Source organism: Prochlorococcus sp. MIT 1323 (assembly GCF_047304905.1).
Classification (GTDB): domain Bacteria; phylum Cyanobacteriota; class Cyanobacteriia; order PCC-6307; family Cyanobiaceae; genus Prochlorococcus; species Prochlorococcus marinus_D.
Window position 1 is genome coordinate 992,940 of sequence record NZ_CP138973.1, and the last position, 13,801, is coordinate 1,006,740.

The 13,801-nt window shown below is 52.1% G+C and carries 15 protein-coding genes; 4 read left to right on the forward strand and 11 right to left on the reverse strand.

What is annotated here, in order from left to right; all coding sequences use genetic code 11:
* Positions 1-24 precede the first annotated feature (24 nt).
* Positions 25-933, reverse strand: coding sequence for a bifunctional methylenetetrahydrofolate dehydrogenase/methenyltetrahydrofolate cyclohydrolase FolD (gene folD / locus SIB68_RS04835; RefSeq protein WP_063400266.1), 909 nt, complete (start codon positions 931-933; stop codon positions 25-27).
* A 70-nt stretch (positions 934-1,003) separates the two neighbouring features.
* On the opposite strand from folD, the gene SIB68_RS04840 reads away from it, so the two are divergent.
* Entirely contained in the window at positions 1,004-3,112 is a 2,109-nt protein-coding gene (locus SIB68_RS04840; protein WP_063400338.1) for an HDIG domain-containing metalloprotein, read from the forward strand.
* 216 nt (positions 3,113-3,328) lie between these two features.
* Here SIB68_RS04840 and SIB68_RS04845 read toward each other — a convergent pair whose 3' ends face one another.
* The 5 genes from SIB68_RS04845 to SIB68_RS04865 form a co-directional block, all read right to left on the reverse strand.
* Positions 3,329-3,952: an RluA family pseudouridine synthase gene (locus SIB68_RS04845; protein WP_063400265.1), complete on the reverse strand. Its 624-nt coding sequence runs from the start codon at positions 3,950-3,952 to the stop codon at positions 3,329-3,331.
* A 68-nt stretch (positions 3,953-4,020) separates the two neighbouring features.
* Positions 4,021-4,428: a hypothetical protein gene (locus SIB68_RS04850; RefSeq protein ID WP_063400337.1), complete on the reverse strand. Its 408-nt coding sequence runs from the start codon at positions 4,426-4,428 to the stop codon at positions 4,021-4,023.
* Between the two features lie 68 nt (positions 4,429-4,496).
* Positions 4,497-4,673, reverse strand: coding sequence for a hypothetical protein (locus tag SIB68_RS04855; protein ID WP_196757114.1), 177 nt, complete (start codon positions 4,671-4,673; stop codon positions 4,497-4,499).
* A 57-nt stretch (positions 4,674-4,730) separates the two neighbouring features.
* On the reverse strand, positions 4,731-4,892 hold the full coding sequence (locus SIB68_RS04860; RefSeq protein WP_196757113.1) for a hypothetical protein: 162 nt from the start codon (positions 4,890-4,892) through the stop codon (positions 4,731-4,733).
* 33 nt (positions 4,893-4,925) lie between these two features.
* Entirely contained in the window at positions 4,926-5,423 is a 498-nt protein-coding gene (locus SIB68_RS04865) for a hypothetical protein (RefSeq protein ID WP_063400264.1), read from the reverse strand.
* An 845-nt stretch (positions 5,424-6,268) separates the two neighbouring features.
* Here SIB68_RS04865 and SIB68_RS04870 point away from each other — a divergent pair.
* Complete coding sequence (locus tag SIB68_RS04870) at positions 6,269-6,565, forward strand: FUSC family protein (RefSeq protein ID WP_236068930.1); 297 nt, start codon at positions 6,269-6,271, stop codon at positions 6,563-6,565.
* Between the two features lie 255 nt (positions 6,566-6,820).
* Here the strand turns inward: SIB68_RS04870 and SIB68_RS04875 are convergent, their stop codons facing one another.
* Together SIB68_RS04875 and SIB68_RS04880 are read right to left on the reverse strand one after the other, a co-directional pair.
* Positions 6,821-7,066 (reverse strand): hypothetical protein, encoded by a 246-nt coding sequence (locus SIB68_RS04875; protein WP_413681956.1) that lies wholly within the window; start codon positions 7,064-7,066, stop codon positions 6,821-6,823.
* 492 nt (positions 7,067-7,558) lie between these two features.
* Positions 7,559-7,804, reverse strand: coding sequence for a Nif11-like leader peptide family natural product precursor (locus tag SIB68_RS04880; protein ID WP_063400262.1), 246 nt, complete (start codon positions 7,802-7,804; stop codon positions 7,559-7,561).
* Between the two features lie 142 nt (positions 7,805-7,946).
* Here SIB68_RS04880 and SIB68_RS04885 point away from each other — a divergent pair, with 142 nt between their 5' ends.
* Positions 7,947-8,309 (forward strand): hypothetical protein, encoded by a 363-nt coding sequence (locus tag SIB68_RS04885; protein WP_011130491.1) that lies wholly within the window; start codon positions 7,947-7,949, stop codon positions 8,307-8,309.
* 61 nt (positions 8,310-8,370) lie between these two features.
* On the opposite strand, the gene SIB68_RS04890 is transcribed toward SIB68_RS04885, so the two are convergent.
* A complete protein-coding gene (locus tag SIB68_RS04890) occupies positions 8,371-9,210 on the reverse strand; it encodes a carbohydrate ABC transporter permease (protein ID WP_196757119.1) in 840 nt (279 codons plus the stop codon).
* A gap of 27 nt (positions 9,211-9,237) precedes the next feature.
* Positions 9,238-10,860: a 2-isopropylmalate synthase gene (locus tag SIB68_RS04895; RefSeq protein WP_063400260.1), complete on the reverse strand. Its 1,623-nt coding sequence runs from the start codon at positions 10,858-10,860 to the stop codon at positions 9,238-9,240.
* A 147-nt stretch (positions 10,861-11,007) separates the two neighbouring features.
* On the opposite strand from SIB68_RS04895, the gene SIB68_RS04900 reads away from it, so the two are divergent.
* Complete coding sequence (locus SIB68_RS04900) at positions 11,008-12,576, forward strand: glycoside hydrolase family 57 protein (RefSeq protein ID WP_063400259.1); 1,569 nt, start codon at positions 11,008-11,010, stop codon at positions 12,574-12,576.
* Here the strand turns inward: SIB68_RS04900 and crtL are convergent.
* A complete protein-coding gene (crtL, locus tag SIB68_RS04905; RefSeq protein ID WP_413360323.1) occupies positions 12,573-13,799 on the reverse strand; it encodes a lycopene beta cyclase in 1,227 nt (408 codons plus the stop codon). The genes SIB68_RS04900 and crtL overlap by 4 nt on opposite strands.
* Between the last annotated feature and the right edge of the window lie 2 nt (positions 13,800-13,801).

The following is a 13,801-nucleotide window of genomic DNA, read 5'->3' on the forward strand; positions in this document are numbered from 1 at the left end:
GGGATTCTCTCAGGCCAACCAGTCTCAAAGCAGCAAATCTCTCAGGCCGAAGGGCAAACCGCAATGCTGCTGCCATCTAGCCACGGTATTCACCAAGAGCATGGTCACGGTCATCGGACCTACACCACCAGGAACAGGGGTCAATGCACTTGCCAAAGGTTCAACTTCTTGCGTTCGTACATCTCCACACAACCTGGCCTTGGCTTGCGTCCCTAGTTCAGGATCTACGGGAAGGCGATGAATGCCAACATCGACAACCACTGCTCCTGGCTTGACATGCTCTGAGCCAATCATTTGTGGCCGCCCGGCCGCTACCACCAACACATCGGCCTGCTGAGTTAACGAGGCCAGATCACCGGTATGAGAATGGGCCACGCTCACCGTGGCATTTGCAGCCTGAAGCATCAATGCCATTGGTTGGCCTACCAGGATGCTGCGCCCAATCACAACAGCCCTTTTCCGCTCCAAAGAAATCTGATGGCGTGCCAACAAGGCCATCACACCGGCAGGGGTACAACTGCGCGGCCCAGGTTCACCTTTCAACAATCGGCCAAGGTTGAGGGTATGCAGACCATCGGCATCCTTCTCGGGATCAATCGCAGCAAGCAAAGGCCCTTCATCAAGGCCCTTTGGCAAAGGCAATTGCAAAAGAATTCCGTCTACTCGCTCATCGATGTTTAAGGCCTGGATCGTGGCCAAAACCTTTGCAGCTGAAATCGTTTCCGGCAAATGGGTTAGATGGCTGGCCACGCCAATACGCCCACAAGCTTTCTGCTTGTGGGCCACATACACCCCACTGGCGGGGTCGTCCCCGATACGCAACACAGCTAACCCTGGCGGCCTTCCGGCTTGCACCAAGCCAGCCGCAATTTCAGATTGGAGACACTGCTCCAATTCTGCGGCCAGTTGTTTGCCATCAAGCCTAAGGGCCATTCACCGATCCGATGCTTCCCCAAGCATGCACGCAGAAGAGAGCTAGCGTTTAGAACAAGTGCCAGCTTCTGTGGTCCGTCTTCCAACCTTAAACAGGCTCTGGCAGAGCTGGTTACGCAGCGAGTCTCCGCGGCGTCCGGTGCTCCGCTGGTCGATGCCCCACAAGGCTGCACTCCTGCTGAGTTGCTTTGCTGTAGCAATCATCTCTAGCTGGCCCTGGTTGGTTCAACCGAATTTGAGCCCAGGACTTCCAGCTCCATTTGAGGCACGAGCCCCGAAGGATGCTCGCGTCGTTGACAGTGAAGCCCACGAACAAAGGCGCTCTCAACTCATACAGAGCACCTTTGTACAGGTAATCGATCAACAAGAAACAACCCAGCTCAAAAAACGGCTAGAGCGCAACCTCGCTGAGCTAGAACGTGTTGCACGCAATCCAAAGACTGGCCGCATAGGGCCTGTCAATCTCACTGCCGAAGAACAAACCTGGCTCAAGACCCGCTCCCAACAGGAACGCAGACGCTGGGACATGGTCATCCGCCGTGCCTCAGAACGCATGCTCAGTCAAGGACTCAACAATCTCGCCCTTGAGCAGCTACAAGAGGCAGCCTCAATTCAATTAGCCGACCTAGGCGAGCAGAACGTACCTGCGAGAAGTCTTAGCAGCAAGTTGCTTGCTACCACCTATCAAGGCAGTACCAATCTGCGCACAGATCCAGCCCGCAGCCAACGCCTCATTGAAGAGCTGATTACCCAACAAGACATCCCAACCATTGAAGTCCGCCGCGGCGATCTGATCACGAGCAAAGGAGAACCCATCAGCCCAAGGGCCTATGCCGTTTTAAATCACTTCGGCCTTGTCAGTCGAGGCCCAGACTGGGGACCTTGGCTCAGTCGATTCAGTACAGCCCTTGCTGGCTGTGGCGTGATGCTGCTGATCATGCGACGGGAGCGTCCCTGCCTAGAAGCACGTCATGGCCTACTGGCCGTTGGATTGCTGCTGATCACTCAGGTCAGCAAACTCTGGTTGGTTCCTGCGGTGAGCCCACTAGCCCTAATCGTGCCGCCAACACTCATACTCGCCCAAGGTCTTGGCACGAGCTGTGGCCTGGCATGGATGGCTGTAGAGAGCCTGCTATGGCCTATGCCAGTCAACGGCCTTGGCGAAGGTCCAATGATGATTGCCTGTGTCGTTGCTGCTGTGGCAGCTTTTTATGCCGGCCGTCTGCGTAGCAGGGTCCAGATCTTGCAAATGGCCTTTTTGTTGCCTCTAGCAGCTCTGCTGGCTGAGTGGCTGCTCCTGAGTGCGGGCGGCGGCGGCACCTGGGGACGATTTGCGCCAAACGCAAACGAATTGGTCTCAGAAGTACTGCTAATGGGCATCTTGCTGATGCTGGCGATCCTGCTGACCCCAATTTTGGAGACCTCTTTTGGCCTGCTCACCAGAGCCCGCTTATTGGAATTGGCCGATCAAGAGCGCCCTCTGCTACGCCGTCTCGCCGCAGAAGCTCCAGGGACTTTCGAGCACACATTGATGATCTGTGGGCTTGCAGAGGAAGGGGCCAGAGCCATCGGTGCCGATGTAGACCTAATCCGAACCGGTGCCTTGTATCACGATATTGGCAAGCTCCACGCACCAAAGTGGTTTATCGAGAATCAGATCGAAGGGGAGGAAAACCCTCACGATCAACTGAATAATCCCCACGGCAGCGCGGAAGTGCTTCAAGCCCATGTGGATGAAGGTTTAAAACTGGCCCGTCGCTACCGCCTACCGCGCCGAGTGGCGGACTTCATCCCTGAGCATCAAGGCACCTTGAAGATGGGGTATTTCCTTCATCTTGCAAGAGAACTAGACCCCTCCGCTGCAGAAAGAAACTTCCGCTACCGCGGACCAATACCTCATTCCCGCGAGACTGGAGTCTTGATGCTGGCCGACGGCTGTGAAGCATGCCTTCGATCCCTGCCACCGAACACCTCTGAACGCGAGGCACACGCCACCGTGAAGAGAATTGTTGAGGAGCGACAACGGGATGGCCAACTGAATAAAAGCAGCCTCAGCCGAGCCGAAGTAGAGCTCGTGGTGAGTGCTTTCGTACGCGTTTGGCGACGCATGCGCCATCGCCGTATCCCTTATCCGATACCTGCACGCAAGGCATTCCCCCCATTAGCAGCAAGAAGCTGAGAGAATCAAATCAATGCCTTACAGATTCATCTCGCCATCTAATCACTATCAAATAAATCCAAGTCTCGGCGAAAGACTCAATTACCATCAACAATCGCAACTTGGCAGCGCAAGATTTCTGTCAGAGCGCACTTGCTAAGGTGCTCGACATTCTTCTATTTCAGCAACAACCAAGAAAGACCTATCTACATTTTTGAAGCTGTACTTTTCTCTTACTTAATTTTCCTGAGCAGGAAGGAATGGAGCCCTACTTCGTAGGCGAAGCCTCTGACCCGTAAAAGGATGACGAAAGCTCAAGGCTGTCGCATGTAAATACATCCTTTCAAAGACAGCTTCTTTGCCATAAATCGGATCACCCAATATCGGATGTCCAACACTTGCTAAATGTGCGCGCAATTGATGGGATCGACCTGTCAACGGCCAAAGCCATAACGTTGAGCCGTTTGCGTTGCAGCTTCTAAGCCTCCATTGTGATCGACTGTCTTTTCCTTGCGGATGCTTGCCATATAGAGGCGGATTCTTCTGCAGCCGCGCCATCGGGAAGCTGATCGTTCCAGCATTGCTCTTCATCCGGCCAACCACCACTGCCACATAAAGCTTGCGCACTCGACGTGCTGAGAAAAGCATGCTGCAACGCCGCAAGCTCTCAGCCCCTCGCGCCAACAACAACAACCCTGAAGTGTCTCGATCAAGGCGATGCACCAAGCGCAGCTCTGGATCAACAACCTGCAGGCAACCAATCAGCGAATCCTGCTGATCAACACCAAGACCAGGCTGACTCAACAAGCCTGATGGCTTCTCCACAGCCATTAGCCAGTCATCCTGAAATAAAACCCTCATCAACTAAGCCCACGCGAGCTCAATAAACAGGCAATGAAAACTGATCAGGGAATCATCAACTGCTGAGATCAGAGTCGTCCTCCCTGGCGATGAACTGGACGACACCAATAAAGCAACGCCAGCAGATTCAAAACGAACATCAACAGAGAAAGTCCCCCAAGAGCCTGAGTATCAGGCACCACCAATGACTTATCCAAAACCAGGCGGACAATTCCGTAAGGCAACGACCCTGCTAAGGCCATGGATAAAGCAACAATGGCAACGATGACGCCCCATCGCCGCTCAGCCAAAAGGCCAGAAGATGCCACGATGCCAACGATGGCAGCCGGCCAGGCGAGGCTAAAAGCGAGGCTGATATTGGTTGTTTGCAGAGCCTGATTAGTAAATGCAACCACTCCAATAATGGGGAGGGCCGCCACGTTGGCTAGCAAGCCGATCCAGGCCATCAACCAATAACCACGAACCACAGCACTCATCACAAAGACCCTAACTAGTGCCAACGTAAGCAGGCCTACTAGATGCTTCTAAAAGAAATCAGGTTGATTCAGGAATTGGACTGAGCTCGCGGATCGATAAGAACGTCACCTTGAGAAGACTTATCGGCAGCAGCGCCATTGTTTGCGGCCTCATCGCCAGAGACTTCTCCAGCACTCTCAAGCTCAGTCTCCAGAGATGAAAACAGCAGAGCCATTGCTTCTTTACAGCCCAGAGGAGAGGCCATGACCTACTCATTCCAGCCCAAGCAAAGGCTTTCAATCTCCTGGGTCAGCAGGCTTAGTTAGCGAAGAGCTTTCGTCACTTGGGCAGAACTTTGTAGGCCAAGATCACCGCCATCAAACGCCAACACCACATAACGGCACCAATCTTTGCCCAGGTAAGTGAGCAGACTTTCGCTATCAATCGTTGGCCCTGTTAGAGGCGTGATCAGATCATCTGCCATGGCCACCGATAGCGATGGCTCCCTATGGATTAGCTAAGGCTCTAAGCGATCGGCACAGTACTGAAGAAAAAGCCTTTTAACTTCCTCAACAGGAAGGGCCTGCACAAGGCGTGCCTCAACCTCCTCACGTTGTTGACTCTTGTGATAGAGGCGAAGCTCCCTCACCACCTCTGGAGAGCTCCGTTGCACAGTTAAAAGTGCTTTGCCTAGCTGGTGATCTGCCAACAAGGGACTGTCCTTGCAAGCTTGCATCACATGGGCCGACTCATGGGCAAGCACTGTCCAAACCTCTGTCGGATCATCCTCAAGGTTGTTGGCACAAAGCAGCACTGCATTCCTGCCAACATGAAAAGCACCCATCAATCCTGATGGACAGTCACCCGCTACCAGAGTATTCGTACCAGCCTGCTGCATAAGGTTTTGATAACGACCAATCTGCTCCCAACTACTGGCATTGCAAACATCAAGCCAAGCCAAACCAGACACGGAAACCAGCAAACATCCCAACCATCGCAATAACACCACAGCCAATCGGGCAATCCTCTGTTCTTATTGGATACATATCGGCCGCGTTAGTTGCTTCAATGCACCGAACTTCTCCGGTTTTCATTCAAGCTCCTCAGAGCAAACGCCCCCCAGGGATCCTCAACGCAATGAGCGATTCAGCATGAGGTTGACCAAATGCACTGAGCAGGGCCCTCATCAGCCAGAGGAAGGGGCTGGAGGGGCCCGATATTCAACCAAGACGAGTCACGAGTTAGTCGTTCAAGGCCTGATCGGAAAGCCTTGCCAATCAGGCTCACAAGAATCCCAACGATTAAATCCTTTCTTAGGCCAATCCCTCCAGAAATCTCTTCAAGAAAAACCCTGCAAATCCCTAAATACGATCCGCCTAAACCTTCTGCGGAAATCAAAGAGCAAAGCTTTGCCGATACAAGTCAGATGAAATTCAAATCTCCGCAGACTAAATCTTGAAGCCAAAGAGCCTATGGCCAATTTAAGCCCTTCTTTTCATCATATCCTTGCAGTAAATGTCGACAAGCCCCCTTGAGAAAAAGCTACAAAGAATCGCCAAAAGACCAAGGCAAGTATTCTTGACTATTTAAAAATAAAGCCAACTTTTATATGAATCAAGCTTCAAACCCTGCTTTCAAAAGCATCAGCACAGTAAATTTTATCACTAGACCATTGCCAAGCTTTTCATGTATTCTTCTTGCCTAAGATAGAAAATCTATTAAAATTAAAACAGGACCTCATAGCACTCGCTCGCTTTTCAAGTCAATGCACTGCCAACCCGAGCGCCCAATAGCCCCTATAGTTTTCCAACCAGAAAGGCTGGCCATTTGTTAAAAAGACATTTCAGCACTGTCGCCAAGGTGACACAAAAGAACCAACCACAAAGCCATCGCGCGCAGCTGCGCAATCAGCTCAGCCTGATTATTAGGGCTTTCACCGCACTGACAGGAGCTATGTTGATTCTGCTACCAATGCAACCAAGCTGGGCTGCCTTGGACTATGCCAAGCAGGATGAAATCCTTAGCAACACCAACATGCCAGAGGACACCTTCGATTCGGCAATGTTTGACGACCTTCCTTTCGCACAACGCCGCCAAGCGCTCAGGGAGGAATCTGGGATCAGGCTTCGTGACTCCTCTACACCTCTAATCCCTTAAGGGTGAGTATTTCACTCATCCAAATGTTGTAAAGCTGGCTCATCAAATAGCGTCTAGTCAACCCAGCCAATGAATAGCCGCTGGACTGACAACCGGACTCAAGATCAGGCAATCAACAGTTAACCAGGTCCACGACATCCTTAGCAGCAATAGGAGTAATGCCTCTTGTATTTAAACGTGTGTTTATACATCATCGCCAAGGACCTAACTGTATATTTAGCCACTCGAGTATCAAGTTGACACAATGGGTCAGCCTCAATTTCTGGGACAGCCCACAGTTCGGCAAGACCCTCTACGCGTCATCACTTCAACACCAATAACCCTTTGACTGATTGAGCAGTTAAGCCCCTGTCTATCACGCCAATTCTTTGCAGCGGCAAGAGCTGCTTCATCTGAGTCATATGGAGAATCCAGCACAGGGAGGGGAGTTCCATCAAGAGAAACCAACCTGTAAAGCAGTCGTTGGGGCGCCATATTTCTTCCTTTGCTCAACACACCCATAATCTCACGATTGAGGAAAAACTTGCAAAACCAGAAAACGATCTCTCTAGCAGTGTTCTTCCCTGCCAAAAACCCATCTCTCTACGGAGCCTGCCATAACTTGATCAACAAGACTGCCGCACAAACTCTTTTTCAATGAAAAACACACTTCTATACATCCAGAATGCCAGTGAAGATCAAGCAACTACAAGCTGTTCATATTTCAACCTCCAGCCTTTGAGCGATTGTTTCTTGCAGCAACAATCGGAGGTCGAGTTTTAGGATTTACCACGAGAAATTTACGGGGTACATCCTGTTATTGCCATAACATAACTAGTGTATTTATCTCTAAAAGCATGTATGCAATCATCAATGATTCAAAGTCATACTGAATTAATAGCAAGTCAATCGAAAAGGCCAAAGTCGAATTTATGGCGCCACATTAACTTTAGGCAGCCAGCACACAAACTCCTATGGAGTCGTCTTGCTTAGACGCCATCCTCATCAATCTTGTCAGCCTTGGATGAAGTGACGCAAACGACGAGACTCTTCAGCCATGCGGCGTTGCAATTCCTCAGCAGGAAGAGAACCCTCATCGCGTTGTTGAGCAGTAAAAAGATCAGCTTCCGTCACGTCAAGCCCACGCTCCTGCGCTAACTCCAGGAACTGCTCAACCTCGATAGCGTCCTCAAGTTGCTTATCGAGCAATGGATCCTCCTCCCTTAAAGCCAACAGACGGTCCAGGTCCTTAATCGACACGACCCCAATGCGAGAGTGATCGGTCTACATCAGCCAGCAGCAAATTGGCAGATGATGCGTTCAAGCATGCCTGAATTTGTAGCTGCATAGATGCAAAGTCAACACAGAACCGCTACACCCATAAAGTCTCCTTAACGACGGCATGAAAAACTGGAAAGGCTGGCGGCTGATTGGTGCCGGAGGGATGAGCATGCTGACAGTGCTTTTTATCGTGATTTGGCAAGCGGTTGCCAAGCAGACCAACACTCTTAACCAGGTTATGGAACGGCTGAGTGAGCTTGAACAAAAACCACAAACAAGCAGCAGCCGTTTGCTGGGCGAGCAACTACACAGCCTTCAGATCCGGCTCAATAATCAAGGGGAAAGGCTTAACGCACTCATCGAACAACAACGACAGATCACCAAGCCGCAAAAAGAGTCCATCCACAGTCAATCTGACCCATGGCGAATGCAACCTGAACCTCCAGCCACACCATCAGCTCCAGGGCTGTCACCACAACCTTGAGCTTCATAGAACCCTGAAAGTCTTGACAAGAGCCTGGGATTGATTCTTGGCGATCAAAAACCTATCCCTTCACCGCATCCCCACTTGCACTAGGGAGAATAAAACGCTGCAAAAGGATGAAGAGTGCCAGCACCGGCAAAATCGACACCACCGACCCAGCCGCCACAATTCTCCAATCAAGAGAGAAGCTGCTGGCGAGCTGCTGTAGGCCGAGTGGAAGGGTGTAAAGGCTGGGGTCATCCAAGATCACCAAAGGCCAGAGGAAATCGCTCCAAGTGCCGATAAACACAAACATGGCCAGGGTGATTAGATCAGCACGAGCAGCCGGAATCATCACGTTCCACCATTCACCCAATCGACTACAACCATCGATTCGCGCAGCCTCTTCAAGTTCCACGGGCACCGTCAAAAAACTCTGTCGCAAGAGATAGAGCCCAAAGGCTGTTGCGGCCTGTGGAATCACCAAGGCCATCAGAGAGTTACGCAATCCCAACTGCACCATCAAAAGATACAAAGGGATCATCACCACCTGAAAAGGAATGAGGATGGTTGCCACCACAAGGGCCAAGACCAGACCTCTTCCGGCAAAGCGCATCCGAGCGAGTGGATAGGCCGCCAGGGAGCAGAAAAGCAGATTGGCTACCACCGCCAAACAGCTCACTACTGTGCTGTTGAGCAAATAAATCCCTAGCGGATTCTCGGCGAATAGTCGCCAATACGCCATCAGGCTCGGTTCGGCAGGTAGTAAGGCTGGAGGACTAGTAAAAATCTCTTCAGCGGGCCCTTTCAAGGACGTGCTTACCAGCCAAAGCAATGGAAGGAGAATGACAAGCGCCAACACGATAAGGACCCCTAACTGAAGACCTTTCAGCAGTGGCGAAGCCAAGCTCTTACGCCTCATCTCCACATAGGGAAAACGCCCCATTGTTCAGATGCCTGACCGTAGATCAGCTAGCACAGCATCATGTTGGGGATGAAGAGACTGGCGACCGCAACCTGCCACCAGCCGATTAAGCGCATTCACAAATGCTTGAGCTGCAGCAACAACCACATCAGTGTCAGCGGAATGACCTGAGAAAAGCTGCCCATCCCGACGTAGCCGAATCGTGACTTCACCCATCGCATCAATCCCTTCCGTTACCGACTTCACCGAGAACTCGATCAGCTCATTAGGTTCGCCAGCTAGAGCATTCAATGCACGACAGACAGCATCTACTGGACCGGTACCCACTGCAGCGGCAGTCTGCTCCTGTCCATCCTCTTGCGCAAGAATGACAGTAGCCGTAGGCCTAAGACTGCTACCGCAACTGACTTGCACCAGTCGTAACTGAAAACGAGCTTCAGACTGCTGAACCTGTTCGCTGACAATGGCCTCAAGATCTCGATCGGTTATATCGCGCTTGCGATCGGCCAGATCCTTAAATCGTGCAAAGGCCTCGTCAAGATCCTCCCGAGTCAAGTCGTAACCGAGCTCCTCAAGGCGAGCTCGGACGGCACTGCGGCCACTTAGCTTGCCCAGCGAGATCCGATTGTCGGTCAGCCCAACCGTACGGGCATCAACAATTTCATAAGTAAGACGATTTTTAAGCACACCATCTTGATGAATACCTGACTCATGGGCGAAAGCATTGCTGCCTACAATCGCCTTATTGGGCTGCACCACCATGCCGGTGAGATTTGAGACCAATCGAGAGGTCTTGGTGATTTCCTCCGTGCGAACGGCTGTTAGAGGAGTAGGGCTATCAGGTTCACGCCCAAATAAGGGATTGAAATAACGCCGCCTCACATGCAAAGCCATCACCAACTCCTCAAGCGCAGCATTCCCTGCCCGCTCTCCAATGCCGTTGATTGTGCATTCAAACTGCCGGGCTCCACTCTTCACAGCTTCTAAAAAATTGGCTACAGCCAGTCCGAGGTCGTTGTGACCATGAACAGAAATAACCGCCTCATTCATGTTTGGAACATGGCAATCGATACCAGCAATCAACGCCCCGAACTCCGAGGGAGTTGTAAAACCAACTGTGTCGGGGATATTGATGGTGCCCGCCCCCGCAGCAATCGCAGCCTCGATCACCTCATAAAGAAACTCAGGATCGCTTCGAGCGGCATCCTCACAAGAGAACTCAACATCATCAACAAGTGAGCGGGCGTAGGCAACCATCTCTGGAACAATCGCCAGAACCTCCGCCCGAGATTTACGCAGCTTGTGCTCCAAGTGAATATCACTCGTGGCAATGAATGTGTGAATTCGTCGTCGAGGTGCTGGGGCAACGGCATCAGCACAAGCCTTGATATCAGCACGCGAAGCCCTAGCCAAGCCACAAATGATTGGCCCTTCATCCCCACCAACCTGCTGGGCAATACGTTGTACGGCAGCAAAATCGCCCTGGCTGGCAAAAGGAAAGCCAGCTTCAATCACATCCACACCCAAACGAGCGAGTTGCTGGGCAATAGCCAGCTTTTCCTCAAGATTGAGACTTGCCCCAGGGGACTGCTCTCCATCCCTGAGGGTGGTGTCAAAAATCAAAACGCGGCCTGGATCCTTGGCCATGACAGCACCCTTCAGGGAGTTAGTCGAAATGACTATGAGTTAAGCCAGTCTAAGGGGGGACTGCCTACTGCGAAGCGACAACTCAGCAAACCAAGGTCGGCTTTATCAACAAAGTCGTTCTAAATTCAACTCCACTGAAATCAGAACGTGGGCAAAGGTGCTCTAGCCCTGGTTCTCCATGCCCATCTCCCATATGTGCGATCGGCAGAGCCCGGTTCATTGGAAGAAGACTGGTTTTTTCAAGCCCTGATTGAGTGCTATTTACCTCTTCTCCAGGTTCTGGAAGAAGCTGCCGCAGCACCCAACCAACACCCCAGGCTCACGATCAGCCTTTCTCCGACCCTGCTCTCCCTACTCAGTGACGACGATCTAAAACACCGATTCCCCGCCTGGCTCGCTGTTCGTCTGGACCTCCTAGCCCAAACCTCCTCAGCCCTACAACCTGCAGCGGACCACCTCGCTGAGATCATCCAACGAAATCTGCATCAGTGGTTGGCATGCGAAGGCGATCTCATTGGTCGCTTTGCCCAACTTCAAAGGTCAAAGGTTGTCGACCTGCTCACCTGCGGAGCCACCCATGGCTACATGCCATTACTGAGGGAACACCCTGAGGCAGTGCGTGGTCAGTTGCGCACTGCCGTACGTGAGCACCACCGCCTACTAGGAGAGCAGCCCCTGGGAATCTGGCTGCCGGAATGTGCCTACTACGAAGGGCTGGACCGTTGGATACTCGATGCTGGACTGCGCTACACCGTGCTCGACGGGCATGGCCTCCTGCATGCCACTCCTCGTCCGCGTTATGGCGTATATGCCCCAATCTGCAGCCGAAATGGCGTGGCCTTCTTCGGCAGAGACAGTGATGCCACGCTTCCTGTCTGGTCAGCAGAGCAAGGGTATCCAGGCGACCCTTTTTACCGTGAATTTCATAGGGATCTTGGTTGGGACCTACCAATCGAACAACTCCATGGGATCGGGCTAAAGGAACCCAGACCCTTAGGGCTGAAACTGCATCGAGTGACAGACCAAACGTCACCCCTTGATGCCAAAGCAGTTTATGAGCCCGCCATAGCTTGCGCACTTACCAAAGAACACGCTCAGCTCTACCTAAAGGGTCGCCGTATCCAACTCGATCAATTAGCTAACACCATGGCCATCGAGCCATTGTTAGTGGCTCCCTTCGACGCAGAGCTCTTTGGCCACTGGTGGTTTGAGGGGCCAACTTTCCTTTCCGAAATCTTCCGCCAGGCCAGCAAGGAGCAGGTGTATTTCACCAGGCTTCGAGACGTCCTCACATCAAACCCCCAACTCCAACTTTGTGAACCATGTCCCTCAAGCTGGGGTCAAGGTGGCTACCACGACTATTGGCTCAATGACAGCAATGCATGGGTGGTTCCTGAGTGGAGCCGAGCCGGAAAAGCAATGGTGGAGAGATGCAGCCTAGGAGTGGCTCGAGAATCGGACCTACGACTGCTGCAACAGGCTGCTCGAGAACTTCTCCTGGCCCAGTCCTCCGACTGGAGTTTCATTCTGCGAGCAGGCACAACCACGGAGCTTGCGAAGGAACGTATCCATCGCCACCTCAACCGTTTCTGGCAATTAATGCAGGCCATCAATGACAAGCAACATCTGCCCGAAGACTGGCTGATCACACTCGAATCGGAAGATGGCCTCTTCCCATTCATTCAAGCGACGGACTGGGCTCGCATTCGTGACTAGGTCGAAGAGGCCCCAAAAAGCATCCCCAACCGAATCTCCCAGGAGGAAAGCAAGAACAACCGCAGCATCACCATCAGAAGACGAGGTAGTGGCAGCGTGTTGGCCAGAAAACCTGCCCAATCCTCACGTGGCAACCGAAAGAAAGTGGCAAAGAAGCTGCGCAAGCGAGCTTCGTCAAAGCTCATCAGTCGCCGCAAACCAAACTGATAAAGGCGATGACGCTGCACAAGCTCCGGCGACCAAAGCACCTGCCACCCTTCCCGAGCAAGAGCGGAAGAATCCAGAGGAGGCTCCACAGCCATAGCCATTGCCAAATGCTTTGCCAATGCCGGAGCTCGACGTAAAAGAGCTCCAACCATGTAGCCCGAAGCAGGATGGACCATGCTTGCTGCACCACCAAACGCGAGCAAAGGTTGACGACGATCAGGCAAAGGCAAGTTCATCGGGAACAGGCAATATTCCTCATGGATCACTTCTTTAATCTCCACCCCGCGGTGAGACAAGCGTGCATGCAGCCTTTCCCTTAATTCACTCCAAGACAATGGAGGCGCGCAGGCAAGCGAAGTCTCCTCAACAAAAAAGATTCCCTCACCAAAATCCATGGCATAGAGAAAGCTGGGGGGTTTCTCTCGTTGTTCATCACTGAGATGGTCGGGACGAAAATCCATTAATACGAACTGACCAGACTCCACTGGTGATGAACTGAAGCGTCCCACGACGCCATAGGCCGCCTGCTCCGCTACGGGCCCATGATCAGGGCGACGGATAAATCGACTGCGATGACCACTGGCATCAATGACAACCCGTGCTCGATAAGCGTTGCCAGAGTGACAGAGAACTTCCGTATCTCTCCCCAAGACCTTAATGCTCACAGCGGTTTCAACATTCCAACTCAATTCACCACAACGACTCAGCAATGAATCTTGTAATGCGGCTGGATCGAAAAGGCCGTAGTCGAAATGATGGTGAATGGGAGCAAGACCCTCCTCGTTATCACCATCACCGAAATAGCTAACTGTGTTGGTCCAACGCTGCCCCAGTAAAGAAGCCATCCCAAGAGACTCAAGCTCCTCAGCCCAGATTCCATAAGTATTGGGCCATGGCTGCTCAGGTGTATGCGAGGCGAGGGCAGTCACTGCCAAGCCTTGCTCGACTAACTCAGCAACGATACAGAGAGCCGCCGGACCAGCTCCCATCACTAAAACATCCGTACGACTGGTCAATG

Bases quoted from the DNA above. Each gene is read 5' to 3' on its own strand.
- folD (WP_063400266.1), bottom strand. From the start codon at position 933: ATGGCCCTTAGGCTTGATGGCAAACAACTGGCCGCAGAATTGGAGCAG.
- SIB68_RS04845 (WP_063400265.1), bottom strand. From the start codon at position 3,952: ATGAGGGTTTTATTTCAGGATGACTGGCTAATGGCTGTGGAGAAGCCA.
- SIB68_RS04850 (WP_063400337.1), bottom strand. From the start codon at position 4,428: ATGAGTGCTGTGGTTCGTGGTTATTGGTTGATGGCCTGGATCGGCTTG.
- SIB68_RS04855 (WP_196757114.1), bottom strand. From the start codon at position 4,673: ATGGCCTCTCCTCTGGGCTGTAAAGAAGCAATGGCTCTGCTGTTTTCA.
- SIB68_RS04860 (WP_196757113.1), bottom strand. From the start codon at position 4,892: ATGGCAGATGATCTGATCACGCCTCTAACAGGGCCAACGATTGATAGC.
- SIB68_RS04875 (WP_413681956.1), bottom strand. From the start codon at position 7,066: ATGGGTGTGTTGAGCAAAGGAAGAAATATGGCGCCCCAACGACTGCTT.
- SIB68_RS04885 (WP_011130491.1), top strand. From the start codon at position 7,947: ATGAAAAACTGGAAAGGCTGGCGGCTGATTGGTGCCGGAGGGATGAGC.
- SIB68_RS04890 (WP_196757119.1), bottom strand. From the start codon at position 9,210: ATGAGGCGTAAGAGCTTGGCTTCGCCACTGCTGAAAGGTCTTCAGTTA.
- SIB68_RS04895 (WP_063400260.1), bottom strand. From the start codon at position 10,860: ATGGCCAAGGATCCAGGCCGCGTTTTGATTTTTGACACCACCCTCAGG.